This window comes from Dickeya aquatica (assembly GCF_900095885.1).
In the GTDB taxonomy this organism is placed as follows: Bacteria; Pseudomonadota; Gammaproteobacteria; order Enterobacterales; family Enterobacteriaceae; genus Dickeya; species Dickeya aquatica.
In genome coordinates this window covers 2,809,331-2,834,491 of record NZ_LT615367.1, presented here as the reverse complement: position 1 = coordinate 2,834,491, position 25,161 = coordinate 2,809,331, and the positions used below count along the sequence as shown (strand labels likewise).

18 protein-coding genes and 1 pseudogene are annotated in these 25,161 nt (G+C 54.9%); 15 read left to right on the top strand and 4 right to left on the bottom strand.

What is annotated here, in order from left to right; genetic code table 11:
• The first annotated feature begins 20 nt into the window (after positions 1-20).
• Together DAQ1742_RS12750 and DAQ1742_RS12745 are read left to right on the top strand one after the other, a co-directional pair.
• On the top strand, positions 21-2,408 hold the full coding sequence (locus tag DAQ1742_RS12750) for a glycoside hydrolase family 31 protein (RefSeq protein WP_035341155.1): 2,388 nt from the start codon (positions 21-23) through the stop codon (positions 2,406-2,408).
• 148 nt (positions 2,409-2,556) lie between these two features.
• Positions 2,557-3,393, top strand: a complete 837-nt coding sequence (locus tag DAQ1742_RS12745) for an arylamine N-acetyltransferase family protein (protein WP_051124029.1) — start codon at positions 2,557-2,559, stop codon at positions 3,391-3,393.
• A gap of 30 nt (positions 3,394-3,423) precedes the next feature.
• Here DAQ1742_RS12745 and yegD read toward each other — a convergent pair.
• From yegD to mfd, 3 genes and pseudogenes are all read right to left on the bottom strand, one after another.
• Positions 3,424-4,772, bottom strand: a pseudogene (gene yegD, locus DAQ1742_RS12740) (molecular chaperone).
• A 131-nt stretch (positions 4,773-4,903) separates the two neighbouring features.
• Positions 4,904-6,430 (bottom strand): EAL domain-containing protein, encoded by a 1,527-nt coding sequence (locus DAQ1742_RS12735; protein ID WP_035341161.1) that lies wholly within the window; start codon positions 6,428-6,430, stop codon positions 4,904-4,906.
• Between the two features lie 374 nt (positions 6,431-6,804).
• Positions 6,805-10,257, bottom strand: a complete 3,453-nt coding sequence (mfd, locus tag DAQ1742_RS12730) for a transcription-repair coupling factor (protein ID WP_180706139.1) — start codon at positions 10,255-10,257, stop codon at positions 6,805-6,807.
• A gap of 128 nt (positions 10,258-10,385) precedes the next feature.
• On the opposite strand from mfd, the gene lolC reads away from it, so the two are divergent.
• The 5 genes from lolC to cobB all read left to right on the top strand — a co-directional run bounded on the left by lolC (position 10,386) and on the right by cobB (position 15,517).
• Positions 10,386-11,588, top strand: coding sequence for a lipoprotein-releasing ABC transporter permease subunit LolC (lolC, locus tag DAQ1742_RS12725; RefSeq protein ID WP_035341164.1), 1,203 nt, complete (start codon positions 10,386-10,388; stop codon positions 11,586-11,588).
• Positions 11,581-12,288, top strand: a complete 708-nt coding sequence (gene lolD / locus DAQ1742_RS12720) for a lipoprotein-releasing ABC transporter ATP-binding protein LolD (protein ID WP_035341168.1) — start codon at positions 11,581-11,583, stop codon at positions 12,286-12,288. The genes lolC and lolD overlap by 8 nt, the downstream gene beginning before the upstream one ends.
• Positions 12,285-13,532 (top strand): lipoprotein-releasing ABC transporter permease subunit LolE, encoded by a 1,248-nt coding sequence (lolE, locus tag DAQ1742_RS12715; RefSeq protein ID WP_035341170.1) that lies wholly within the window; start codon positions 12,285-12,287, stop codon positions 13,530-13,532. The genes lolD and lolE overlap by 4 nt, the downstream gene beginning before the upstream one ends.
• 60 nt (positions 13,533-13,592) lie before the next feature.
• Positions 13,593-14,516: an N-acetylglucosamine kinase gene (gene nagK, locus DAQ1742_RS12710; protein ID WP_035341173.1), complete on the top strand. Its 924-nt coding sequence runs from the start codon at positions 13,593-13,595 to the stop codon at positions 14,514-14,516.
• A gap of 170 nt (positions 14,517-14,686) precedes the next feature.
• Entirely contained in the window at positions 14,687-15,517 is an 831-nt protein-coding gene (gene cobB / locus DAQ1742_RS12705) for a Sir2 family NAD+-dependent deacetylase (RefSeq protein ID WP_035341175.1), read from the top strand.
• An 84-nt stretch (positions 15,518-15,601) separates the two neighbouring features.
• On the opposite strand, the gene DAQ1742_RS12700 is transcribed toward cobB, so the two are convergent.
• Positions 15,602-15,838 carry a hypothetical protein gene (locus DAQ1742_RS12700; protein WP_035341177.1) on the bottom strand — a complete coding sequence of 79 codons (237 nt, stop codon included), beginning with the start codon at positions 15,836-15,838 and terminating at the stop codon, positions 15,602-15,604.
• A 266-nt stretch (positions 15,839-16,104) separates the two neighbouring features.
• Between DAQ1742_RS12700 and btuC the strand changes: the two genes are divergently transcribed.
• The 8 genes from btuC to ldtD all read left to right on the top strand — a co-directional run bounded on the left by btuC (position 16,105) and on the right by ldtD (position 25,091).
• The gene (gene btuC / locus DAQ1742_RS12695) at positions 16,105-17,106 is read left to right on the top strand and encodes a vitamin B12 ABC transporter permease BtuC (RefSeq protein WP_180706138.1); all 1,002 of its coding nucleotides are present in this window, start codon (positions 16,105-16,107) and stop codon (positions 17,104-17,106) included.
• Positions 17,107-17,178: 72 nt separating this feature from the next.
• Positions 17,179-17,733, top strand: coding sequence for a glutathione peroxidase (locus tag DAQ1742_RS12690; protein ID WP_035341181.1), 555 nt, complete (start codon positions 17,179-17,181; stop codon positions 17,731-17,733).
• Between the two features lie 38 nt (positions 17,734-17,771).
• Positions 17,772-18,545 (top strand): vitamin B12 ABC transporter ATP-binding protein BtuD, encoded by a 774-nt coding sequence (gene btuD / locus DAQ1742_RS12685; RefSeq protein ID WP_035345881.1) that lies wholly within the window; start codon positions 17,772-17,774, stop codon positions 18,543-18,545.
• A 196-nt stretch (positions 18,546-18,741) separates the two neighbouring features.
• Positions 18,742-19,206 (top strand): NlpC/P60 family protein, encoded by a 465-nt coding sequence (locus tag DAQ1742_RS12680; RefSeq protein WP_035345884.1) that lies wholly within the window; start codon positions 18,742-18,744, stop codon positions 19,204-19,206.
• A 44-nt stretch (positions 19,207-19,250) separates the two neighbouring features.
• A complete protein-coding gene (locus DAQ1742_RS12675) occupies positions 19,251-20,267 on the top strand; it encodes a lipoate--protein ligase A (RefSeq protein WP_035341184.1) in 1,017 nt (338 codons plus the stop codon).
• Between the two features lie 521 nt (positions 20,268-20,788).
• On the top strand, positions 20,789-21,523 hold the full coding sequence (locus DAQ1742_RS12670; protein ID WP_035341187.1) for an EAL domain-containing protein: 735 nt from the start codon (positions 20,789-20,791) through the stop codon (positions 21,521-21,523).
• 155 nt (positions 21,524-21,678) lie between these two features.
• Positions 21,679-23,130 (top strand): protein adenylyltransferase SelO, encoded by a 1,452-nt coding sequence (locus tag DAQ1742_RS12665; RefSeq protein ID WP_035341190.1) that lies wholly within the window; start codon positions 21,679-21,681, stop codon positions 23,128-23,130.
• A gap of 305 nt (positions 23,131-23,435) precedes the next feature.
• Positions 23,436-25,091: a L,D-transpeptidase gene (ldtD, locus tag DAQ1742_RS12660; protein ID WP_035341192.1), complete on the top strand. Its 1,656-nt coding sequence runs from the start codon at positions 23,436-23,438 to the stop codon at positions 25,089-25,091.
• Positions 25,092-25,161: the final 70 nt, after the last annotated feature.

Sequence of the window (25,161 nt, the reverse complement as noted above, 5' to 3'; positions counted from 1 at the left end):
TTATTACGGATGAATACAGTATGAAGACATTAAAACACTGGGTATTGCACCATCAGGCCGCTGATCGGGTAGAACTCCGGGTCGATAACGCACACCACGTTGTGGTGTATGTGCTGGCTCCGGGCGTGATGCGTGTACTTATCCGCCAGCACGGTCAACTGCACGTAAACCGCACCTGGAGTATTACGCCACAACCCGAACAGGATGTGCCGTGGCAGGGGCGTGAGCGCGACAGTAGCGCCGGGTTTCCCTTGCCGGGCTACCAACTGGACTGGCAGGGTGAGACTCTGCTGATAACCAGTGGAGCCATGCGGGTTAACGTACATCAGCCATTATGGCTGGAGTGGGAATATTGTGATGCTCAGGGAGAGTGGCAGCCGCTGGCCTGCGATCGCCCGACCGGAGCCTATTTACTGAATATGCACGGTGATGGCATCGCGCATTATCAGCGGCGCTCGTCTGAGGAACGCTGCTACGGGCTGGGAGAAAAAGCCGGCGATTTAAACCGTGCCGGGCGTCGTTTCGAATTCCGCAATCTGGATGCGATGGGTTACAACGCGCAAACCACCGACCCGCTCTACAAGCACCTGCCGTTTACCATTATTCAGCAACCGGGCGCGAGCTATGGTGTGTTTTACGACAACCTCAGCGTGACCTGGCTGGATTTGGGCAACGAAATTGATAACTATCACCCGGCTTACCGGCGCTATCAGGCGCACGCAGGCGATCTGGATTACTACATGTTGTTTGGCCCGGCGGTGCTGGATGTGACTAAAGCGTTTGTCCGGCTCACCGGAAAAACCTGCTTTGGCCCAAAATGGAGCCTCGGTTACAGCGGTTCGACCATGCACTACACGGATGCGCCAGATGCCCAGCAGCAGTTATTAGGCTTTATCTCTTTATGCAAGCAGCATGGCATTGCCTGTGATTCGTTTCAGCTTTCCTCCGGTTACACCTCGATTGGCAACAAGCGCTACGTCTTTAACTGGAACTATGACAAGGTGCCGCAGCCTGAGCAGATGACTCGCGCATTCCATGATGCCGGGTTGCATCTGGCGGCGAATATCAAGCCCTGCCTGCTGCAAGACCACCCGCGTTATCAGGAAGTGGCGGCACAGGGCCTGTTCGTGCGCGACTCTGAATCGGATAACCCGGAACGCTCAAGCTTTTGGGATGATGAAGGCTCTCATCTGGATTTTACCAACCCGGACACGGTGGCGTGGTGGCAGCAAAATGTCACCGGGCAGTTGCTGGAAAAAGGCATCGACTCAACCTGGAATGATAATAACGAGTTTGAGATCTGGGATGGCGAGGCGCGCTGTCATGGTTTTGGCCAGCCGATGGCTATCAAGCACATTCGCCCGTTAATGCCGTTGTTGATGATGCGGGCCTCAATGGAGGCACAACAGCGCTTTGCACCGCAATTGCGGCCCTATCTCATTTCCCGCTCGGGCAGTGCAGGCATGCAACGGTATGTGCAAACCTGGAGTGGTGATAACCGTACCAGCTGGCAAACCTTGCGCTACAACACCCGGATGGGCGTCGGCATGAGCCTGTCGGGGCTATATAACATCGGGCATGATGTCGGTGGCTTTGCCGGTGACAAGCCGGAGGCTGAACTGTTCGTGCGCTGGGTTCAAAATGGTGTGATGCACCCGCGTTTTACCATTCACTCGTGGAATGATGATGCGACGGTCAATGAACCCTGGATGTACCCGGCGTTTACGCCGATTATCCGTGACGCTATCCAGTTGCGTTATCGGCTGTTGCCGTATTTCTACACCCTATTATGGCGGGCACATGCGGAGGATGAACCACTGTTGCGCCCAACCTTCCTTGACCATGAGCATGACCCGAAGACGTTTGAGGAAAACGATGACTTTATGCTCGGGCGCGATGTGCTGGTGGCCAGTGTGGTGACGCAGGGAGCCCGTGAGCGGGAGGTCTATCTGCCTGATAATACCGAGGGCTGGTATGATTTTTACCAGGGCGAGTGGTTCAGCGCCGGGCAAACCATCACGCTGGCGGCTCCGCTCGAGCGGTTGCCGTTGCTGGTCAGAGCCGGTGCGATGCTGCCACTTTCGTCACGTCTGGATTTTGTCAGCCCGGAGCAGGATGACCAGCGCACCTTGCAGCTCTTCCCGTTAAAAGGCAACGGCCGCAGCCACGGCATGGTGTTTGACGATGATGGTGTCAGCCACCGCTGGCGCGACGGGCAAGGATTATGGCTGTATTGGGATATTGATTACAGCGCGCAGCGTATTGATATCACGTTCCGGGTAGAGGGAGCCTTCCGGCCAGCGTGGCAGGCACTGCGTGTGCAGCTTCCTGACAGCGAACACCGGGCGCTCTACATTCATGGCGAATGCACGGCGCACTATCGCTTGCCGGAGCCAGTGAGGGCATAACGTCGTTAAAAGTTTCTTTATAGTATTCGCTATGTAGTGATTTATGTCGTTTTCCAGGTTGCCTGATGACACGCCACCGTTTATCAACAGCATTTGAACGGGTATTATCAATGGCACATTGGAAGTTTTTCAGGCACCGGGAAGAGTTATGCTGGAACAGACAGAAGTGCAACGCTATTTGCAGCGAATCGGTATTCGTTCGCTGCCTGATGACCCCGCGGTACAACTCCGTACACTCCATCTTGCCCATTTAACCCATGTCCCTTTTGAGAATCTGGACGTGGTGTTTGGTAAACCGATTCATCTTGATAAAACCGCGATCCTTCATAAGGTGATTGAGGCGCGACGCGGCGGCTTTTGCTATGAGCTGAATTACGGTTTTTACCTGTTACTCCAGGCGCTGGGCTTTGAGGTGCAGATCCTGGCCGGGCAGGTATGGAATGATGATGGCCACTATGGCCCGCCGTATGATCACCTGTTCTTGCAAGTCGCGCTGCCTCAAGGGCCGGTGATTGCCGATATCAGTTTTGGCGATGCGTTTTGTATCCCGGTGCCGCTATCGGGTGAGGTATCACATGAAGCGTTTGCCAGCTACCGGGTTGCCCCCGCCACTGACGGCGAATACCTGTTGCTGCAACGCCCTGCGGGCGCGTCCTGGCAGCCAATGTACCGCTTTACGCCTCAGGCACGACAGCTTGACGAGTTCACTGCGATGGCGCATTACCACCAAACCTCACCGGACGCGCCGTTTACCCGTAAATCGCTGTGTACCCTTGCCACCGCACAAGGGCGGGTGACGTTATCAGGCAACCGCCTGATAATGACTCAGCAAGGGCAGAAAACAGAGCAGTATCTGACTTGTCACCGGGATTATCTGGCGGGCTTATATCAGCATTTCGGCATTGTGCTGGGCGATGAGTATGACAGCCGAGGCTGGTTTAGCCAGTTTGAAGTCAATGAAGCTTGCGGCGCTATCAAGCCCTGACGGCAGTGGTCAGGGCTTGATGGCGTGTGGCTAGCGGAACAGCGTCTCGGCCCAGCGGGCAAGGCCGGCGGTAACGGAGCCAAAGTCATCGCCGCTGGCTATCGGGACATCTGGCAGACACTGGCCAATGGCGGTGCGCAGCAGCGGCGAGCGGGCGCTGCCACCGGTCAGGTAGATAACATCCGGTCGGGTTTGGCTGCTGGCCATCACCTGCGTTACCTGCTGTTTGATGTGAGCAAGCGGCTGGGCTATCGCCATTTCGAGTGCCTCTGCGTTAATTTCGGTGTGCAGTGCCGGTGCGATAAATGACAGCGCCGCCTGTACATGGTCTGTGCTGGATAAGGCAATTTTTTGCTCTTCGGCCAGCCGTACCAGCCGGTAACTCAGACGCTGTTGCCACACGGTCAGCAGATGTTCGACATGCTGAGGTTCGCGGGCATCGCGGATGAGATTACGCAGTAATCGGCCACATGCCGGGCTGTAAAACTCTATCTGCGCCGGAACATCGTTAATTGCCACCGCATTCCACCACGGCAGCACCGGAAGTGCGTTGCCTTTTTCCGTCACGCCATTCATGCCCAGCAACGGGCAGAACTGACGAAATGCCAGCATGATGTCCAGATCGTTACCGCCAACCCGGCAGCCACTGTGCCCGAGCAAACTTTGGGTGCGGTCGCTGCGGGTGCGCCAGTCTGGGCCCATCAGGATCATGGAGCAGTCAGTTGTCCCGCCACCGATATCCACCACCAGTACCCGCTGCTCTCTCTCCAGCGTCGCTTCAAAATCCAGCCCCGCAGCGACCGGTTCAAACTGAAACGCGACCTGACCGAACCCGGCGCGCTTTGCCGCACGCTCCAGAATACCCTGCGCCTGACGGTTGGCTTCCTCGCCGCCAGTGCCCTGAAAGTTGATCGGCCGGCCTATCACGGCGCGCTCCAGTGGCGTATCAAGCTGCTGTTGTGCCTGCTCGCGGATATGCAACATCATCGCGCAGACCAGGTCTTCAAACAGCGCCAGCTGTTGCGGCTTCAGGCCGCTTTGCCCCAGAAATGACTTGGGTGATTTAACAAACCAGACTTCTTGCGGGTCTTCCATATAGAGTGACAGGGCTTGCAGCCCGAACTGAACACTCTGTGGCTGAACCCGGATATCCTCTTCACGGTTGTAAGCGATGGCCCGTTGCAGTAACTGTGCGTTTTCACCTTCAGCCATAACCTGATGGTGCCGCCACAACCATTCACTGATGGCCTCGCGACTGGGGGCACACAGCATAGAGGGCAGATAAGGTGACTGCTGCTCCAGAGACAATAATCGTGGTACACCCTATCCATCACTGCCAGAGAGCAGTTAGCGGTGCCGTAATCAAAACCGATAAACATAATGTGGTTATCCCCATGCCAGTAGAGAAGGGGCGGGAATTTACCGCGTGTGTGCGGGGTTGTAAATAATCAGGGATGGAAAAGTGATGCAGAATGCAAAGCACTCAACGCCATATGCTGAAAGGTGGCCGTCAGGGCTGACGAGGGCAGGAGGTATCGCGATTCAGCCAGGTTTGCATCAATTCATCAAAAGGCAGCGGGCGGGAAAAATAGTAGCCCTGCATGTAGTTGATGTGCTTTTTGCTGAGAAATTCGGCCTGATAGGGTGTTTCTACCCCTTCGGCTATCGTCATCAGGTTCATCTGCTGCGCCAGGTCGATAACACAGTTAACCAGCGTGCTGGATTGCGGATCATTCTCATCGATCATGCTGACAAAGGATTGATCAATCTTGAGAAAGTTCACTCGCAGTTTGCGCAGATAATCAAAATTGGAATAGCCCGTGCCGAAATCATCCAGCGCAATTGACATACCTGCTGCGCTCAGTTTACTGAAAAAGCCGAGCACGTCGGACGTCAGGTCAATTTTTTCCCGCTCAGTTATCTCAATCATCAGGTTCACTTTCTTGCTGCCAAAGGCCGATACGAAATTTTGGCAATCACGAATAAACTCGTCTGACTGGCAATGCAGGGCGCTGATATTCAGTGCGATGTGCAACTCATCGGGCAGGCTATCGACATGGCTAAGCAAGTCGCGTAACACCTGGCTCATCAGTGAACGGGTCAGGGGAATAATCAGCCCGCTCTGTTCACACAAGGGAATAAATACGTCGGGCGCAATAAATCCACTTTTCGGGTGAAACCAGCGAGCCAGCACCTCAACGCCATACATCTCCTGTGTTTTGGTGCAGATAACCGGTTGATAATAAGGGATGACATCCTGCTGCTCGATGGCCCTACGGATACCGTCATAAGGGGTATTGAAGCGCCGGGAGTACTTATAGGCCAGAACACCGGAGCCGAACGCAATCAGGAACGCCACCAGCAGCGTCATTTTTTCCTGTTCCCAGAATACCCGCAGGTTATAGGAGGTTGCCATCGGGAACATAATGGCGAAGTGGTAACGCTGGGAGGAGATGGTGATGAAATCCGGGAGTTCACTGGTGCTGAATGGTTGCACCTTGTTTTCCTTCGACACCCAGGTATTTCCTACCTTGAAATAGAGTTCGCGTCGTTTACTGAGCAGGCTTAAAACATTGGTCAGGTGGGCGGCGTGAATCCCTATCCCGACGCTACCGTTCAGGGTTGTTTCCAGGTACATCACCAGCGATTTGTTTGGGGTGACGGCGTTGCCGGGCAGCAGGACCAACTGGCCCATAAAAAAACGCTCCAGCGCCGCTGGCCGGTTATCAACACCATAGAGCGATGAGCAATAGACAATATCATTTCGAATCAGGCTAACGGTGCGCAGGTGCGGCTCGGTCGCTGCCGTCATGTTCAGAATGCGGATAACATCTGGTGTACAAGGCTGGGTTAACAATGGCCGGGTGCGTAATACCGCCTCCCGGGCTTCATCGATGACCGCTTCAATACTGCTGACCGCCCGTTCAGCTTCTGCATAGGCAAGCTGTTGGTCTGATCGATAATTTTGGTAGTAAATAGCCCACGAACCTAAGACCATCATCGCCAAAAACGTCAGAAAAGCGATCAATTTATTCATTCTTATAGGGGCCCTTGGCTGACCTTATTGTTGTATACCGACTGGTTGTATACCGACTTAATTTACCGATACAGATTACGTTTATCACGTTACGGTTAAGAAAAGCCGGTCAACCCGCTGATTCGATAAAGCCCAACGGACAAGACGACCATTGACTCAGCGTATTGCGGATCTGTGTGCTAACAGGCCATTTTCCCCGGCCACTGACGACTATCAGTACCGGGGAGGCTACCGGAACCGATACCGCAAAATTGCGCCATGTTATTCAGGCGCATTAAGGTATATCGGCGGTTATCGCGTTGGTTTTAGGTGTACCTTTGCGATATAGAGCACAAAATGATTAGACATGTAAAATATTTCTATTACCAATAGGATTATATTGCGTGGGTATGGCGCGCCATCTCCTCAAGTAAATCACTCACAAACGCCAGCCGCTGCGGGTGTGCATCCAATGCCTTGATAAATTTCAGCCGGGTGGGGCCATCCAGCCGGTACAAACCAGGATGACGCTGCAAAAGGCTAATCAGGTACGTTGGATCAACGCGGTTATGCGGGCCGAATTCGATAAACCCGCCCTTGTCATTGCCTTCAATTCGCTTGATTCCGAGTGACTGCGCCTGCTGGCGCAATGCGGCGACCTGTAACAGATGGCGTGCGGCGTCCGGCAGGGTGCCGAAACGATCAATCAACTCCACTTTCAGCTCATCCAGTTCGCCAGGGTTTTTTGCACTGGCGATGCGTTTATAGAATGACAATCGGGTGTTAACGTCAGGAATGAACGCTTCCGGCAGCAGGGCTGGCAGGCGTAGTTCGACATCCGTCTGGCTGCTGATTAAATCTTCCAGCGAAGGTTCACGCCCGGCTTTGAGCGACTCTACCGCACTTTCCAGCAACTCCATATAGAGCGAAAAGCCGACGCTTTCCATCTGGCCGCTTTGGTCGTCTCCCAGCAGTTCCCCGGCACCGCGAATTTCCAAATCATGGGTGGCAAGCGCGAAGCCCGCGCCCAAATCCTCCAGTGACGCGATAGCCTCAAGCCGTTTATGCGCATCGCTGCTCATCGCTTTGGGGTTCGGAGTGAGAAGATAGGCGTAAGCCTGATGGTGTGAACGTCCGACGCGGCCGCGCAACTGATGTAACTGTGCCAGACCAAAGTGGTCAGCCCGTTCGATGATGATGGTATTGGCATTAGGAATATCAATGCCGGTTTCAATAATGGTGGTGCAGACCAGCACGTTGAAACGCTGGTGATGAAAGTCGTTCATCACTCGCTCAAGATCGCGCTCACGCATTTGGCCATGACCGATGGTGACACGGGCTTCTGGCACCAGTTCCGTCAGGCGCTGGGCGGCTTTTTCGATGTTTTCCACATCGTTATAGAGGTAGTACACCTGCCCGCCACGCAGTATTTCACGCAAGATAGCCTCACGCACCACCAGACTGTCGTATTCACGCACAAAGGTTTTCACGGCCAGACGGCGTGCCGGTGGCGTGGCGATAATCGACAGATCGCGAATGCCGCTCATCGCCATGTTCAGGGTTCGCGGAATCGGTGTAGCGGTCAACGTCAGAATATCGACATCAGCACGCATCGCCTTGATGCGTTCCTTGTGGCGCACGCCAAAGCGGTGCTCTTCATCGACAATCAGCAACCCGAGATCGCGCCAGCGAATATCGTTTTGCAACAGCTTATGGGTGCCTATCAGGATATCGACCTTGCCTTCCTGCGTTTGTTCGAGCACCTGAAGCTGTTCTTTGGGGCTGCGAAAGCGTGAGAGCATTTCAATGCGTATCGGCCAGTTGGCAAAACGATCGCGGAAATTGTCGTAATGCTGCTGCGCCAGCAAGGTGGTTGGCACCAGTACCGCGACCTGTTTGTGGTTTTCTACCGCCAGAAAGGCCGCGCGCATCGCCACTTCGGTTTTCCCAAAGCCGACATCACCACAGACCAGGCGGTCCATTGCAATTGGGCGGCACATATCGCTGAGCACGGCATTGATAGCTTGCGCCTGGTCAGGCGTGGTATCGAACGGGAAACCCTCACAGAACATCTGATACTGTTCGCGGTCATGCTTGAAGGCAAAGCCGCTGCGTGCGGCGCGCTGGGCGTAGACATCCAGTAATTCGGCTGCCACATCGCGCACTTTCTCCGCCGCTTTCTGCCGTGCCCGCACCCAGGCATCGCCGCCCAGTTTATGCAGCGGCGCGTTATCTTCCGCCCCCCCTGCATAGCGGCTGATGAGGTGCAGCGAGGAAACCGGCACATACAGTTTATCTTCACCGGCATAGTGTAAAATCAGGTACTCGGCAGTAATGCCCCCGGCGGCAAGCGTGGTCAGCCCGGCATAGCGCCCCACGCCATGCTCCAGATGCACGACCGGCTGACCGGGGCGTAACTCGGCCAGATTGCGGATTAAGGTATCGGCATTGATGGTGCGCCGGCTATCCTGACGCCGCCGGGTGACGCGCTCGCCGAGCAAATCGCTCTCACAGATAAGCGCGCGCTGGCGCAGGGTGTCGATGAAACCATGCTCGCTGGCACCTATCATCAAATAGCAACCCGACGCGGTGGCCTCATCCAGATGCGTAATCAGTTGCGGGGCAAGCTTGATGCGCGATAACAACTCCTGCAAGGTTTCGCGGCGGCCTTCACTTTCCACGCAAAAGATAATTGGCCCGTCGAACGATTCGGTAAAGCGGCGCAGTGCGTCAAGCGGTGTTTTGCTCGGGTGGGCCACCGCCAGCACCGGCAGTGGCTGATAGCCCAGATTGTGGTTAGCGGCTTTTTCAGGCAGCGCGTCACTACGCAGTTGCACGCGTGGCCAGGCTTTGAGGGCACTAAACAGCGCGTTATCAGCCAGCCAGAGGGTGTCAGGAGCCAGCAACGGGCGCATCGGGTCTAGACGGCGGCTGTCATGACGTTGTTCGGCATCCTGCCAGAAGCGCCCGGCGGCTTGCTGGATATCGCCGACGGAAATCAGCAGCGTGGTCGTGGGCAAGTAGCTAAACAGTGTCGGCAGCGGTTCAGCGAAGAACAGCGGTTGCCAGTATTCTATGCCTGCCGGTAAGGTGCCTTTGCTGACCTGCTGATAGAGATGCTCGGCATCACGACGCACGTCGAAGCGCTCGCGCCACTGACTGCGAAAGAGTTCAATGGCGTTTTTATCGCTGGGAAACTCGCGCGCAGGCAGCAGGTGAATGTGCTCGACTTCGTTTAGTGTGCGTTGGGTATCGGCATCAAACAGCCGCAGGCTGTCGATTTCATCATCAAAAAAATCAATACGAAACGGTTCTTCACTGCCCATCGGGAACAGGTCAAGCAAGGCTCCGCGGGTAGCGAACTCACCGTGTTCCATCACCTGGTCAACACTGCGATACCCCGCCTGCTCAAGCTGATGACGTAATGCCTCGCGTGACAAATGCTGGCCCTTTTTCAGCATCAGCGCGTGGCCGTGCAAAAAATTGTGCGGGCACACTTTCTGCATCAGGGTGTTAACCGGCAGGATCAATACGCCACGCGTCAGCATGGGTAACTGATACAGCGTGGATAAGCGGGCTGAAATGATCTCCTGATGTGGTGAGAAGCTGTCGTAGGGCAGCGTTTCCCAATCCGGTAACGTCATCACCGGTTCAGCGGTAAATTGCCGGATTTCGTCACGTAAACGCAGTGCGTTTTGCATATCCGGGGTGATGAGAACCACCAGTCCGGGGTGACGAGTTATTATCTCCGCGCATTCAACGGCGCAAGCCGCGCCGGTAAGCTGCCCCAGCAGGCGTTGTTCACCCGCTTTGCCAGGCAGAGTATAGCGATAGTGTTCTGGCATCATCCGATTATCAGGTCTCGATATCCACTAAGAAAAAGTCGGGAAGAGAGAGGGTTAGGGTTCCATAAAGTGGGACTACCCTTTATTATCCTTGTTCACTTTGCTTTAGCAACCTCATCCAGACGGATTTCATGTATCAACCTGTCGCACTTTTCATTGGCCTGCGCTATATGCGAGGGCGGGCTGCTGACCGCTTTGGGCGGTTTGTTTCCTGGTTATCCGCCATTGGCATCACCCTTGGGGTGATGGCGCTGGTCACGGTGCTCTCGGTGATGAACGGCTTTGAGCGGGAGCTGGAAAACAGCATTCTGGGCCTGATGCCACAAGCACTGATCACCACGCCACAAGGCTCGCTCAACCCTGAAACGATCCCCGCCTCTTCACTCGCCCACTTAACCGGCGTGCAGCGTATTGCGCCGTTGACCACTGGCGATGTGGTGCTGCAAAGCGCCCGCAGCGTGGCGGTAGGGGTGATGCTCGGCGTCAATCCCGATGAAGCGGAGCCTCTGGCGCGCTATCTGGTCAATAGCCGGTTGCAACAACTGCAAGCCGGGGAGTACCAGGTGATTTTGGGCGAGCAACTGGCCAAGCAGTTAGGGGTAAACCGGGGCGACTCGCTGCGCCTGATGGTGACCGGAGCCAGCCAGTTAACGCCGATGGGGCGCATTCCCAGCCAGCGCCTCTTCACGGTTGCGGGAACCTTTTCCGCCCGCAGTGAGGTCGATGGCTATCAACTGTTGGTTAACCAGCAGGATGCCTCAAGACTCATGCGGTATGCGCCGGGGAATATTACCGGCTGGCGTCTGTGGCTTGAGCAGCCCTTGGCGGTGGACACCTTAAGCCAGCAGGCACTGGTGCCGGGCACCGTATGGAAAGACTGGCGTGACCGCAAAGGTGAATTGTTTCAGGCGGTGCGCATGGAGAAGAACATGATGGGGCTGTTGTTAAGCCTGATTGTTGCCGTTGCTGCGTTTAATATCGTCACCTCGCTCGGGCTTCTGGTGATGGAAAAACAGGGTGAAGTGGCCATTTTGCAAACCCAGGGGTTGACCCGCCGCCAGATTATGGCCGTGTTCATGATTCAGGGCGGCAGCGCCGGTGTGCTGGGCGCGCTGTTGGGCGCGTTGCTGGGCGTGGTGCTGGCCAGCCAGTTGAATTCCCTGATCCCGCTGCTGGGGCTATTGATAGACGGCGGCAGCCTGCCGGTGCAAATCCTGCCGATGCAGGTACTGATGATTGCGCTGGTGGCGATGCTGCTGGCACTGCTTTCCACGCTGTATCCTTCCTGGCGCGCGGCCGCCACCCATCCCGCAGAGGCTCTACGTTATGAGTAATTCCCCTTTATTGGCGTGCCGTCAACTGAGCAAGCGTTATCAGGAGGGCAATCTGTCCACGGATGTGCTGCGTGAGGTGTCATTTGACGTACAGCACGGCGAAATGATGGCGATTGTCGGCAGTTCCGGCTCGGGTAAAAGCACGTTGTTGCATCTGCTTGGCGGGCTGGATTCGCCCACCTCCGGTGAAGTGATTTTCAAAGAGCAGGCACTGGGCTCATTGTCTGCGGCGGCCAAAGCGGCGTTGCGTAACCGTGAGCTGGGGTTTATCTATCAGTTTCATCATCTGCTGCCGGATTTTTCTGCACTGGAAAACGTCGCCATGCCACTGCTCATCGGCGGCACGGCCCCGGCTGTAGCCAAAGAGCAGGCACAGGCGATGCTGGCGGCGGTGGGACTGGCGCAGCGCAGTCAGCACCGCTCGTCAGAGCTATCCGGTGGCGAGCGTCAGCGTGTGGCGATTGCCCGCGCGCTGGTGAATAAGCCGTCGCTGGTGCTGGCCGATGAGCCGACCGGCAACCTTGACCAACGCACGGCAGATGCGATTTTTGAACTGCTCGGTGAACTGAATGCCCGCCAGGGGACGGCCTTTTTGGTGGTGACGCACGACCTGCATCTGGCACGCCGCCTGGGACGACAGCTCGAAATGCGTGACGGGCAGTTACAGCAGGAGTTAACCCTGATGGGGGCGTCACGATGACCTTTCCTCCCCTCGCGCTGCAAATCGGGCTGCGTTTTAGCCGGGGTCGTCGTCGTGGCGGTATGGTGTCGCTGATTTCGGTGATTTCAACGCTGGGCATCGCTCTTGGCGTCGCGGTGTTGATTGTCGGGTTGAGCGCGATGAACGGCTTTGAGCGCGAGCTGAATAACCGCATTCTGGCGGTGGTGCCGCACGGCGAAATCGAAGCGGTCAATCAACCGTTTCGTGACTGGCAGCCGCTGTTGCCGAAAATCGAGCAGGTACCGGGTGTGGCGGCGGCGGCACCGTATGTCAGCTTTACCGGGCTGTTAGAAAATGGGGCTAACCTGAAGGCCATCCAGTTTAAAGGCGTTGACCCGGTGCAGGAGCTGAAACTGAGCGCGTTGCCACGTTTCGTGCTGGATGACGCCTGGTCGCGCTTTCATGCCGGGGCACAGCAAGTCGTTATCGGTAAAGGGGTGGCCGATACCCTGGGCGTGAAAAGCGGCGATTGGGTGACGGTGATGATCCCCAATAGCGACCCACAAATGAAATTGTTGCAGCCCAAGCGCATCCGGCTACAGGTGACCGGTATTTTACAACTCAGCGGCCAGCTCGACCACAGCCTGGCGCTGGTGCCGCTGGCTGATGCCCAGCAATATCTGGATTTGGGCGATGGCATTACCGGTATTGCACTCAAGGCAAAAGACGTGTTCGCGGCACAACAACTGGTGCGAGATGCCGGTGAAGCGACCCGTGTGTATGTCTATATTCGCAGTTGGATTGGTACGTATGGCTATATGTACCGTGATATCCAGATGATCAGAACCATTATGTATCTGGCTATGGTACTGGTGATTGGCGTGGCCAGTTTTAACATCGTCTCGACGCTGGTAATGGCGGTGAAAGACAAGAGCGGTGATATTGCCGTGCTGCGTACACTGGGCGCGGGTGATGGGTTGATTCGGGCGGTGTTTGTCTGGTATGGGCTGCTGGCCGGGTTACTCGGCAGCGTGGTGGGCACCGTAGCCGGTATCGTTATTACCCTGCAACTGACCCCGCTTATCCGTGCGCTGGAATCACTGACTGGTCATCGTTTTCTTTCCGGCGATATTTATTTTATCGATTTTCTGCCCTCGGAGCTGCATCTGCTCGACGTAGTGGTGGTGCTGGTGACGTCGCTGGTGCTGAGTCTGGTTGCCAGTTGGTATCCTGCCCGTCGCGCCAGCCGTATTGACCCGGCACGGGTGTTGAGCGGCCAGTAATCCGGCCAGAGTGTTTGTGAGGGTCGGTGTACTAACCGTGCGGTGGGGGTAACAACGCGCATGTATTACTACGGGTTCGATGTCGGCGGCAGCAAAATTGAAATCGCGGTATTTGATGAGGCACTGCAATGTTGCTGGCGTAAACGGGTGCCGACGCCGCGTGAAGACTATAGCGCGTTACTGCATACCCTGCGCGCACTCACGGCCGAGGCGGATGCTTTTACAGGCTGCCAGGGGTGCATCGGTCTCGGTGTGCCGGGTGTTGAACACGCTGAAACCGGCCAGCTGTTTGCCGCCAACCTGCCTGCGGCAACCGGCCGTCCGCTGAGGGCTGATTTATCACGCCTGCTGGCACGCGAGGTGCGCCTGAGTAATGACGCCAATTGTTTTGTGCTCTCTGAGGCCTGGGATGATGAGTTTCGCCGCTATCCGGTGGTGCTCGGGGTGATTTTGGGCACCGGTATGGGCGGTGGGCTGGTGGTAAACGGTCAGGTGGTGGACGGACGTAACGGCATGACCGGTGAGCTTGGCCATTTTCGTCTGCCGGTTGAGGCGCTGGATATACTCGGCGCGGATATACCGCGCCTGCCTTGTGGCTGTGGCCGTCAGGGCTGTGTTGAGAATTACCTGTCCGGGCGCGGTTTTGAATGGCTGTATAGCCATTTCTCTCATCAGCGATTGTCTGCAACGCAGATAATCGCGCAATATGCGGCGGGCGAGCGCACGGCGCAGGCCCACGTCGAGCGCTATTTGTCGCTGCTGGCGATATGTCTTGGCAATGTGCTGACGCTGTTTGACCCGCATTTGCTGGTATTGGGCGGCGGCTTGTCGAATTTCGATGAAATCTATCGCCAGTTACCACCGCGTTTACCGGCAAGCCTGTTACCCGGCGCACATTTACCGCGTATTGAAAAAGCACGGCATGGTGATGCCGGTGGCGTGCGCGGGGCAGCTTTATTACATGTGATTAATCATCACGCCTGATGCAGGGGCTCTGCAACGGTAGGGTATTTTCCTCTGGTTCAGTCATACTTCTGACAGGGGCATACTGAACAGTCACACTCAACACGCTATTATCAAGGCAGTCGTTCGTTAACCCCGGCGCTTTTTGGGGAAAATAACGAGATGGGCTATCGTGAATAAAAGGAGCAGACATGCACTCGCTTTTGCGGTTACACCGTTTTCGACAGCGAAAACGTCTGCGGCATCAGCGCCTGCGTGCCCGTATTTTTCATCTTGATTATCTGGTGGTCAAAAACGTGAATAAGCCACGTATTGTTGTACTGACCGGAGCAGGGATTTCTGCCGAATCCGGTATTCGCACGTTTCGTGCGGCAGATGGGCTTTGGGAAGATCATCGGGTTGAAGATGTAGCAACGCCGGAAGGGTTTCATCGTGATCCGGCTACGGTGCAGCGTTTTTATAACCAGCGTCGGCGTCAGTTGCAGCAACCAGAGATTGCGCCGAATGCCGCACATCGGGCACTGGCCACGCTGGAAGCGGCGCTTGGCGACCATTTTCTACTGGTGACGCAAAACATCGATAACCTGCATGAGCGTGCGGGCAGTAAACGCATTGTGCATATGCATGGTGAACTGCTGAAGGTGCGTTGTAGCCAGAGCGGGCAGGTATTTGACTGGACTGACGATGTTGCCGTTGACGAGCGCTGCCACTGCTGCCAGTTCCCGGCACCGTTGCGCCCGCATGTGGTGTGGTTTGGCGAGATGCCGTTGGGTATGGACCACATCTACCATGCGCTGTCACAGGCCGATCTTTTCATCGCTATCGGCACCTCGGGCCATGTTTATCCGGCGGCGGGATTTGTGCATGAGGCGCAGGCTCATGGTGCGCAGACGGTGGAGCTGAATCTGGAGCCGAGTCAGGTGCAAAGCCAATTTGATGAGCGTATCTACGGCCCGGCAACCGAGGTAGTACCGCGCTTTGTCCAGAACTGGCTTGCCATGCATATGCCGGTATCTGACTAACCTCACACGGCTGATGCGCCCGCCTTCACCGGGCTCATCAGCAATGTTCTCCTCCTGGCCGGTATCCCGCGGCCGATGGCTTGCTTAGTTTGACTTAGCGCTGTTAGCGTAATAACGCTCAGCCGTGATGGTGTGGTGCTGTGTCAGCGCATCACGACGTGCGCGCAGGCATTCGTCTATCTGATCGAACGGCAGGGTAGCCTGGTGGTTATAAAAGCAATACTCACACTCGCTGCACGCGATTGAGGACGCATCGTGACGCGGGCGTGATAACCAATCGCGGCGCACGTTACGCAGCGTCAGCCAAAAGGATGTCAGCATGGAGTCCTCCCTCGGAGAATGAAAACGGATATCACAGGCAGCATAGCGGAATTCGGAAAGATTAAAAAATAATCATTTTAGCTAGGCTCATGACAGTGGCAGATATGCGTAGCGTGATGAAGGCGCGATGCAAATGAGTGAAAAAACGTTGTCACCTGTGCGAGGTGTGTTACGGCCGGGTACGAAAATTCGCTTTATCAACTTGATATCACTGCGTATATCCGCATGATGGTGTCATCGTCCGACTATTTGATTTCAGGCCTGCTATGCCGCCCATTCTGGTGAACTATACCCGACTTAAACAACAGCAACGCAGGCGCAATCGCCAGCGGCTATCGGTCTTGTCGCTTCTTTTGGCCGTTGGGCTGCTGCTAAGTTTATCTGCCGGTGAAAGTTGGATCTGGCCGGTACACTGGCTGGAGCCCGACGCTTCAATGTTTATCTGGCAACTGAGACTGCCGCGCACGCTGGCTGTCATGCTGGTGGGGGCCAGTCTTGCGATGGGGGGCGGGGTGATGCAGGCGGTATTCGACAATCCGTTATCCGAACCCGGCTTGCTGGGGGTGTCAAGCGGGGCAGGCGTGGCTCTGGTGTTTGCCGTATTAATTGGGCAGGGCGGATTACCAATATGGTGCCTGAGCCTGTGTGCGATAGCCGGTGCGTTGCTCATGACATCACTGCTGCTGCATTTTTCCCGTACCGGGGTATCGAACGCCCGCCTGCTGCTGATTGGCGTCGGACTTGGCATAATTTGTAGTGCCCTAATGACCTGGGCGGTGTATTTCAGCACCAATCTGGATTTGCGCCAATTGATGTACTGGATGATGGGCGGCTTTAGCGGAGTGGACTGGCGTTATGCTGGCCTGATGCTGCTGCTGTTACCGTTGCTGGTCGTGCTGGCAAGCAGTGGCACAGTGTTAAATCATCTGGCGCTGGGGGAGATAACGGCCCGGCAATTAGGGGTGGCCGTGGTGTCCTGGCGTAACCTGCTGCTGCTCGTTATGGGGGCCTTGATTGGTATTAGTGTGGCGCTGGCGGGGGTGATTGGGTTTATCGGGTTGGTTATCCCACATATTTTGCGCTTGTGCGGCCTGACCGATCAGCGTTATCTATTAACCGGCAGTGGCCTGAGCGGTGCGCTGGTGCTGATGCTGGCGGATACGCTGGCGCGCACACTGTTACCGGTGGCGGAATTGCCGGTGGGGGTGGTGACGGCAACGCTAGGTGCGCCCTGGTTTATCTGGCTGCTGTTACGTCATCAGGCATAAATAAAGTGAGCGGGTGTGGCATTAAACGAGATGCCCCAGCCAGCAAGTAGCGATTCAATACAGGAAAAGACCATGAGCAACGCGTTATATGCTATTTCCCTGCAAACCATCGACGGACAATCCACATCACTGGCAAACTGGCGTGAACAGGTGCTGCTGGTGGTGAATGTCGCTTCGCAGTGCGGCCTGACCAAACAGTATGAAGGGCTGGAAAGCCTGTATGAAACCTATCGTGAACGCGGGTTTGCGGTACTGGGTTTCCCATGCAACGAATTTGCCGGTCAGGAGCCGGGTAGCCATGAAGAGATTCAGGCTTTCTGTCGTACCACGTTTGGCGTGCAATTTCCGCTGTTTGGCAAAATCGCGGTGAACGGCGATGGCCGCCATCCGTTGTATCAGGCACTGATTGATGCACAACCACAGGCGCTGCACCCTCAGGGCAGTGAATTTTACGAACGCCGGGTCAGCCGTGGTCAGGCTCCTCAACATCCTGAGGATATTTTATGGAATTTCGAAAAGTTCCTGATTAATCGCCAGGGGGAGGTGATTGCGCGCTTTTCACCGGACACGACACCGGATGATGCACAACTGGTTGCGGCTATTGAACAGGCGCTGGCACAGGAATGAGGCCTCTGACACCGTCAGAGCCCGATACGCCGCACGTTATGACGGTGCAGCATGCAAGCGTAGAACAGCGGTTGTCTGATGTATCCGTTCACTGTGCCGCTGGCGAGTTGATACACATCATCGGGCCTAACGGTGCCGGGAAAAGTACGCTGCTGGCATTGATGGCGGGGGTGTTGCCGGGGCATGGAGCCGTTTCTCTGCTGGGGCAGCCTATGGTGGCATGGTCTGCCCGTGACATGGCGCGCGTGCGTGCCTATTTGCCCCAGCACCATGCCGTGCAGGTGTTGATGCCGGTGTTCCAGTATCTGCAATTGCATCAGCCGCCACAGGCCGATGCTAAATGGGTGGATGAGCGGGTGCATATGCTGGCCGATCGCCTGCTGTTGCGTGAAAAGCTGGCGCGTCCGTTGACTCAGCTCTCCGGTGGCGAGTGGCAGCGAGTGCGACTCGCCGCGGCCTTTTTGCAGATTTGGCCAACGCTGAATCCTTCAGCCCGTTTGCTGCTGCTCGATGAACCCGCTGCCAGTCTGGATATCGGTCAGCGTGTGGCCCTTGACAGCCTGCTGGCTGAGGTGTGCCGACAAGGGGTGGCGGTGGTGGCCTCTGGCCACGATCTCAACCACACTTTGCACCATGCCGACCGTGTGTGGTTGATGGGAAATGGTCAGCTTATTGCACAAGGGCCGACCGAACAGGTGATGCAGCCTGAGCCGTTATCTCGGTTATTTGGCGTCGCCTTTGCCCGCTACACGCTGGCCGATCGCCACTGGATGCTGGCGCGTGAGGAGATGCCGACGGGTGAGGATAGATAATATCGCCCTGTTTCTGGCGTGTAGCAATGTCACCGTCTCAGTGCGGCGTAAGGCGATGGGGGGCTGTTCCCCGCATTTCCCCGTTGCAACAGGGATAAACCGGTGGTTTTCTGGCGATTAATGCCCGAAACAGCATGATAGTATGACGAAATTCTATCTTCTTCGGTGTTTTACCTTTTACAGTGAGCGTGATGGCATGAGATTTTGGCGGTTCTGGCTCATTTTGATGGCGTTATGCCTGGCCGGGTGTAGCAGCCATGTTTCACAGCATACCCGCCTGGGGGATGCCAGCGAGGTGCAGGCGCAGTTGCATACACAGTTGTCGCAATGGCGCGGTACGCCTTACCGCTATGGTGGGCTGGATAAAGATGGCGTTGACTGCTCCGGGTTTGTTTATCTGACCTTTCGCGATCGTTTCGGCCTGAATTTACCGCGCTCAACAGAGGAGCAAACCGAGGTCGGAACCCGTGTGGCGCGTGATGAGCTGTTGCCAGGTGATTTAGTGTTTTTCCGCACCGGTAGCGGCGAAAACGGGTTGCATGTCGGTATTTACGACAACAATGACCAGTTTATTCATGCCTCTACCAGCCGCGGTGTGACGCGCTCATCGCTGAATAATGTGTACTGGAAGCGAGCCTACTGGCAGGCTCGGCGCATCTGACGTTCTGGCCGCGATGGGCGGCCGGTTGTATCTGGAGTCCTCTCATGTCTTCCCTTCGTCTGCTTATTTCTGACTCTGTTGACCCCTGGTTCAATCTGGCCGTGGAAGAGTGCATTTTTCGCCAGATGCCGCCAACACAGCGGGTGTTGTTTCTTTGGCGTAATGCACAAACCGTGGTGATTGGGCGGGCACAAAACCCGTGGAAAGAGTGTAACACCCGGCGCATGGAGCAGGATGGCATTAAGCTTGCGCGACGCAGTAGCGGTGGTGGCGCGGTGTTTCACGATTTGGGTAACACCTGTTTTACGTTTATGGCCGGTAAACCCGGTTACGACAAAAACGTCTCAACCGGCATTATTTTGCGTGCGCTGTCTGCGCTGGGCGTGAATGCTCAGGCTTCCGGGCGCAATGATTTGATAGTCAACACCACGCAAGGTAGCCGAAAAATTTCCGGTTCAGCTTATCGCGAGCGAATCGATCGCGGGTTTCACCACGGTACATTGCTGCTGTCGGCTGATCTGGCACGGCTGGCGGATTATCTGAACCCGGATATCAAAAAATTGCAGGCCAAGGGGATTACCTCGGTACTCTCTCGTGTGGCCAATCTGGTGGAGTTATTGCCGGATATTGGTCATGACACCGTGTGTGATGCTATCACGCAGGCTTTCTTTGAACACTATCAGACCCGGTGTGAGCCTGAGCGTATTTCCCCTGACGCGTTGCCAGACTTGCCGGGTTTTACAGCGTTATTTGCGCATCAACGTAGCTGGGCATGGAACTTTGGTCAGGCTCCGAACTTTACCCACACACTTGATACTCGCTTTGACTGGGGCGGTGTGGAGTTGCACTTCGATGTGGAGCAGGGCGTGATAAGCCGTTGTCAGCTGTTTACCGATAGCCTGTCTCCGGCACCTTTAGAGGCGGTGGCGGCAGCCTTACACGGTGTTGTGTATCGGCCGCAGGCGCTGGTTGCTCTCGCCGGGCCGCTGGTTGCACAATACCCTGAACAGCAAAATGAGATTAACGCATTGATTGACTGGATAGTCACAAGTATTCGTTAATGATTTGATATACCGATTAGGCGTTTGTCTGAAAAATGAAAAACGGATTGTTTTCGGCCCATCACAAACGATAAATTAACGGCGTTGTTTGGCAGTAAACATGAATGGAAAACGAAGTGGGTATTCGCCTGATTAGGGGCTGAGATAAATTATCATACTTTTTTACGAATATAGCAGCATCAATAATTTCTGATGCAGAAAAAGCTGATTAACTGCGGTTGTTGTTAATAACAGATTTCAAATTCGGGGTAATGTATATCGCGTTTGCTATACGAAATAGAGCGCTGTCCAGGGCAGGCTTATTGATGTAATAAAAGTATTGTTAATTAATTTTAATCCTTTTTGTGGTGACAGCGAATAGATAAGTCTGTGTGGTAACGCAGGCGGCTGGTTTAGCGTACTTCATCGTCCGGCATAAAGGGCATCTGCGATGCTAAAGGTGCGACGGGTTATCTGGCATCTTTCTGTATGGTGATAACGGGTGTAATCAGTTTCATCTTTTAACTCTGGCTATGAATACTATGCGTATCCAGCTTGGTGTTGATTATGACAGCGAATATTTCTTCTCGCCTGTCTACCTCCTTGATTCACGATTACTGGCAATGGAGATGGTTGGCCGTTTCCACAGTGTGCGTGGTCAGTTATCCATGCCGCAGGCATTAATGTTGGGGTTACTGACCCGCCAACAAAAGCTCATGTTATTAAGAGAGCAGTTGTCTCTTTTGCAGGATAATGCCGCCTGGTTTAGTCAGCATCGCGTGATGGTGTTGCTAAAGCTTGATCATACATTGGCTGACTTTCTAATTAATGATGCGCTGTTGGCTCAGGCATTTCGTGCTCTGTCTTTTTTACAGATTGAAGTTAATGAGCATTTCCAGGATATTTCCGCAGGGCGTGATAATGTTCGGTTGAAAAAGTTAAGTCAGTCTTTTCATTTGTGGCTGGATAACTTTGGTTCTGGCCATATAAATATGAAGCCTTTTTATGATGGCATGATTGCCAGTGTGAAAATAGAGGCATCATTTATCAATAAGTTATTGGCTCGCCCTGCGTCCGTTTCGATTATCAATCCGATGCTGCAAGTGATGAAAAAGCATTGCCCGTCATTGCTTATTGTGGCGAAGGGCATTGATGATATGGATGCGTTTGAAAAAATACACGAACTTAACGTTGATGCCGTACAGGGGCAATTGTGGCCACCGCTATCGCCGGATGCACTCGACAATGCGCTAATGCCGGTCGCCTGCTACGGCTAAGAGGAGAATATACCGCAACGGATGCGGCCTTTTTCCCGATACTATCCCCGTCTTCCTGCCTGATTTTTCGGTTGCCATCCCCGTGTAATAACCTTGTGGTTGCTCGGTGTTAATTCCCGTAGTGCGGTTCTACACTGACAGAAAAAGGGGGATTTATGCCACATCACCTGTCGTTTAATAACCATTATCACCAGCAGTTGCCGGGGTTTTATACCGAACAGACCCCACAGCCGTTGCAGGGGGCTTATTTGCTCTACCACAATGCACCACTGGCTCAGTCGTTGGGATTATCTGACGATTGTTTTCGCGGTGATAACCAGAAAATCTGGACCGCCGAACGTTTACTTGCGCAGATGGCACCGCTGGCACAGGTTTATAGCGGGCACCAGTTCGGCGTGTGGGCCGGACAGCTCGGCGACGGGCGTGGTATTCTGCTGGGGCAGCAGCAACTGGCTGATGGGCGTACTCAGGACTGGCATCTCAAAGGGGCAGGGCGCACGCCTTACTCCCGCATGGGGGACGGCCGGGCGGTGCTGCGCTCGGTGGTTCGCGAGTTTCTGGCCTCCGAGGCGCTGCATCACCTTGGCATTCCCAGTTCACGGGCGTTAACGATTGTCGGTAGTGAGCAGATGGTACAGCGCGAGCAGGAAGAGACCGGAGCCATGCTAATGCGGGTGGCTGAAAGCCATGTGCGTTTTGGTCACTTCGAGCATTTCTATTATCGTCAGGAGCCGGAAAAGGTCCGCCAGTTGGCGGACTATGTGATTGCCCGGCATTGGCCACAGTGGCAGCAAGAGCCTGAACGCTATTTTTTATGGTTTTGCGATGTAGCAGAGCGCACCGCACGCCTGATTGCACACTGGCAGGCCTTGGGGTTTGCGCATGGGGTCATGAATACCGATAACCTGTCTATTTTGGGGATAACCCTTGATTACGGTCCCTATGGCTTTATGGATGACTATCAGCCGGGATTCATCTGCAACCACTCAGACTATCAAGGGCGTTACGCGTTTGATAATCAACCGGCGGTTGGATTGTGGAACCTGAATCGGCTGGCTCAATCTCTTTCAGCGCTCATGCCTGTTGAGCAATTGGAGCAGGCACTGGCACGTTATCAACCGGCATTGATGCAGCGTTTTGGTGAACTGATGCGCGCCCGGCTGGGGTTTGGTACGCCTCAGGCGCAAGATAATGCGTTACTGCAAGGGCTGCTGGCGTTGATGCAACGTGAGCAGGCCGACTACACCCAGACGTTCCGCTTGCTGGCCGACACCGAACGGCATAGCCGCTATTCTCCACTGCAAGATCTGTTTGTTGACCGCCCTGCGCTTGACAGCTGGCTGGATGCCTATCGCCAGCGCCTGATGATGGAAGAGTGTGATGATAATCAACGTCAACAGCAAATGAAGCAAGCCAGCCCGCGCTATGTGTTACGCAATTATCTGGCCCAGCAGGTGATTGACGCGGTGACGGCAGGCGATAGCCGTTTGCTGGCGAGAGTCCATCAGGCATTGCGTCAGCCGTATGATGAACAACCGGATATGGCTGACCTGGCGGCATTGCCCCCGGCGTGGGGAAAACGGTTGGTGATCTCCTGCTCCAGTTAACGCGTGCCAGCCCAAATCGGCCGGTTGTCACGGCGTTAATGTCAACTGGTGCAGAAGTATGACGGGAATATTCAGATAACTGACTGTATGATAGTCAGAATTATTGTCAGGAGCATGTGATTATTGGCAGCTTGATAGTGCCTGTTCGGTATAAACTACGGGTTATTGTCCGATGTTCATAAAGCAGCATGAACAGGCTGCCGTTGTCACCTCGCGCCGTGATTGTCGGTGAGCGGACGGGCTTCTGGGAGCAGGCGACGCAGGTGTCATAGAGCAGGGTTATTTTAAGTACAGGGGATAAATGGATGTTGTTAGGTAAACAAAAAACACACAGGCTGCTGCTGGGGATGGTCAGTTCAGTGTGGCTGGGCGGGCTATTGACGGCATTTTCTGCCCAGTCAGCCACGCCTGCTACACCGGCACAGGCGGCTGTACCAGCGGCTAAAAATCATCCCTCTTCTGTCACGGCTGGTTTGCCCGCAGGCATTTCCCCTCGTTACCTCAATGAATTGAATGCGCTGTATTCACATCAGCATATGCAGCCGCTGTGGCATGACAATGCATGGGTTAACGCCTTTCAACAACAACTCGCCGAGCTGGCTTTATCCGGCGTGCAGCCGCAATTCACCACCTGGGTGACGTGGCTGACTGACCCCAGACTGACGGGGTTCTCTCGTGATGTGGTGTTGTCTGATGCGATGCTCGGGTATATGCAATTTGTTGCAAGCGTTGAGAAAAATGGCAATAGCTGGCTTTATGGTAATGTGCCTTATACGCTGTCAGTGCCACCGGCATCGATGATTAACCAATGGCAACAGGCCGTTGTCGCTGGTAATGGGCTGGCGTTTATCGCCTCGCTGGCTCCGCGCCATTCGCAATATGCGAAGATGCACAGCGCATTGAAAACCATGCTGGCAGATAACCGGCCGTGGCCGAAACTGGCGTTGGCTGAGTCTCTGCGACCCGGCGATAGCAGTGATGCATTACCGATATTGGCTGAGATTTTGCAACGAGCCGGGCTGCTCAAGCCGGAGCATGCCGTAACGGTTGCCGAGCGTTATGAGGGCGAGCTGGTTGAAGCGGTAAAACGTTTTCAGCATGCCCAGGGGTTGCAGGATGACGGGGTGATAGGTAAGCGCACGCGCGACTGGCTGAATGTGTCACCTCAGCAGCGGGCCACCTTACTGGCGCTAAATATCCAGCGTTTACGCTTAGTGCCTGACAACGTTAACAGCGGCATTATTGTCAACATTCCTAATTATTCGCTCAGTTACTATCAAAACGGCACTGAGATTCTGGCCTCAAAAGTGATTGTCGGGCAACCGAAGCGCAAAACGCCGCTGATGAACACCTCACTTAGCAATGTGGTGATGAACCCGCCCTGGAATGTGCCAACCACGTTGACGCGTCAGGATATTATTCCCAAAGTGGTACAAGACCCGAGTTACTTGCAGCGCCACGGTTATACCGTACTCTCTGACTGGAGTGACAATGCCCAGGCTATTGATCCGGCAATGATCGACTGGCCGATGGTGTCGGCAGGGAGTTTTCCTTATCGGCTGCGCCAGGCTCCGGGGCAGAGTAACTCTCTGGGGCGTTATAAATTCAATATCCCGAATACGGATGCCATTTACCTGCATGACACGCCGAATCATAACCTGTTCCAGAAGGATATCCGTGCACTGAGCTCAGGCTGTGTGCGGGTTAACAAAGCCGCAGAGCTGGCGGCACTGTTACTACAGGATGCAGGCTGGAATAGTGCGCGTATCTCCTCGACCCTCGATCAGGGCAACACCACCTATGTGCCGGTACGCCAGCGGGTACAGGTTCATTTCTATTATCTGACGGCCTGGGTATCGGAAGAGGGGAAACCGCAGTTCCGCACAGATATTTACAATTATGATGATACGGTGAAAAGCGGGGCGATGGCGTTATCCAAAGCAGGCTTATTATTGCAGTAAGTCTCCGTAATTCAGGTCATTCTGTTGCTGAGGTTGTCGGCATACTGCCGTTATAGCCGAGGTGAGGTGG

Excerpts from the sequence above, each read along its gene's own strand:
- DAQ1742_RS12750 (WP_035341155.1), top strand. The coding sequence starts at position 21 with ATGAAGACATTAAAACACTGGGTATTGCACCATCAGGCCGCTGATCGG.
- DAQ1742_RS12745 (WP_051124029.1), top strand. The coding sequence starts at position 2,557 with ATGCTGGAACAGACAGAAGTGCAACGCTATTTGCAGCGAATCGGTATT.
- DAQ1742_RS12735 (WP_035341161.1), bottom strand. The coding sequence starts at position 6,430 with ATGAATAAATTGATCGCTTTTCTGACGTTTTTGGCGATGATGGTCTTA.
- mfd (WP_180706139.1), bottom strand. The coding sequence starts at position 10,257 with ATGATGCCAGAACACTATCGCTATACTCTGCCTGGCAAAGCGGGTGAA.
- lolC (WP_035341164.1), top strand. The coding sequence starts at position 10,386 with ATGTATCAACCTGTCGCACTTTTCATTGGCCTGCGCTATATGCGAGGG.
- lolD (WP_035341168.1), top strand. The coding sequence starts at position 11,581 with ATGAGTAATTCCCCTTTATTGGCGTGCCGTCAACTGAGCAAGCGTTAT.
- lolE (WP_035341170.1), top strand. The coding sequence starts at position 12,285 with ATGACCTTTCCTCCCCTCGCGCTGCAAATCGGGCTGCGTTTTAGCCGG.
- nagK (WP_035341173.1), top strand. The coding sequence starts at position 13,593 with ATGTATTACTACGGGTTCGATGTCGGCGGCAGCAAAATTGAAATCGCG.
- cobB (WP_035341175.1), top strand. The coding sequence starts at position 14,687 with ATGCACTCGCTTTTGCGGTTACACCGTTTTCGACAGCGAAAACGTCTG.
- DAQ1742_RS12700 (WP_035341177.1), bottom strand. The coding sequence starts at position 15,838 with ATGCTGACATCCTTTTGGCTGACGCTGCGTAACGTGCGCCGCGATTGG.
- btuC (WP_180706138.1), top strand. The coding sequence starts at position 16,105 with ATGCCGCCCATTCTGGTGAACTATACCCGACTTAAACAACAGCAACGC.
- DAQ1742_RS12690 (WP_035341181.1), top strand. The coding sequence starts at position 17,179 with ATGAGCAACGCGTTATATGCTATTTCCCTGCAAACCATCGACGGACAA.
- btuD (WP_035345881.1), top strand. The coding sequence starts at position 17,772 with ATGACGGTGCAGCATGCAAGCGTAGAACAGCGGTTGTCTGATGTATCC.
- DAQ1742_RS12680 (WP_035345884.1), top strand. The coding sequence starts at position 18,742 with ATGAGATTTTGGCGGTTCTGGCTCATTTTGATGGCGTTATGCCTGGCC.
- DAQ1742_RS12675 (WP_035341184.1), top strand. The coding sequence starts at position 19,251 with ATGTCTTCCCTTCGTCTGCTTATTTCTGACTCTGTTGACCCCTGGTTC.
- DAQ1742_RS12670 (WP_035341187.1), top strand. The coding sequence starts at position 20,789 with ATGCGTATCCAGCTTGGTGTTGATTATGACAGCGAATATTTCTTCTCG.
- DAQ1742_RS12665 (WP_035341190.1), top strand. The coding sequence starts at position 21,679 with ATGCCACATCACCTGTCGTTTAATAACCATTATCACCAGCAGTTGCCG.
- ldtD (WP_035341192.1), top strand. The coding sequence starts at position 23,436 with ATGTTGTTAGGTAAACAAAAAACACACAGGCTGCTGCTGGGGATGGTC.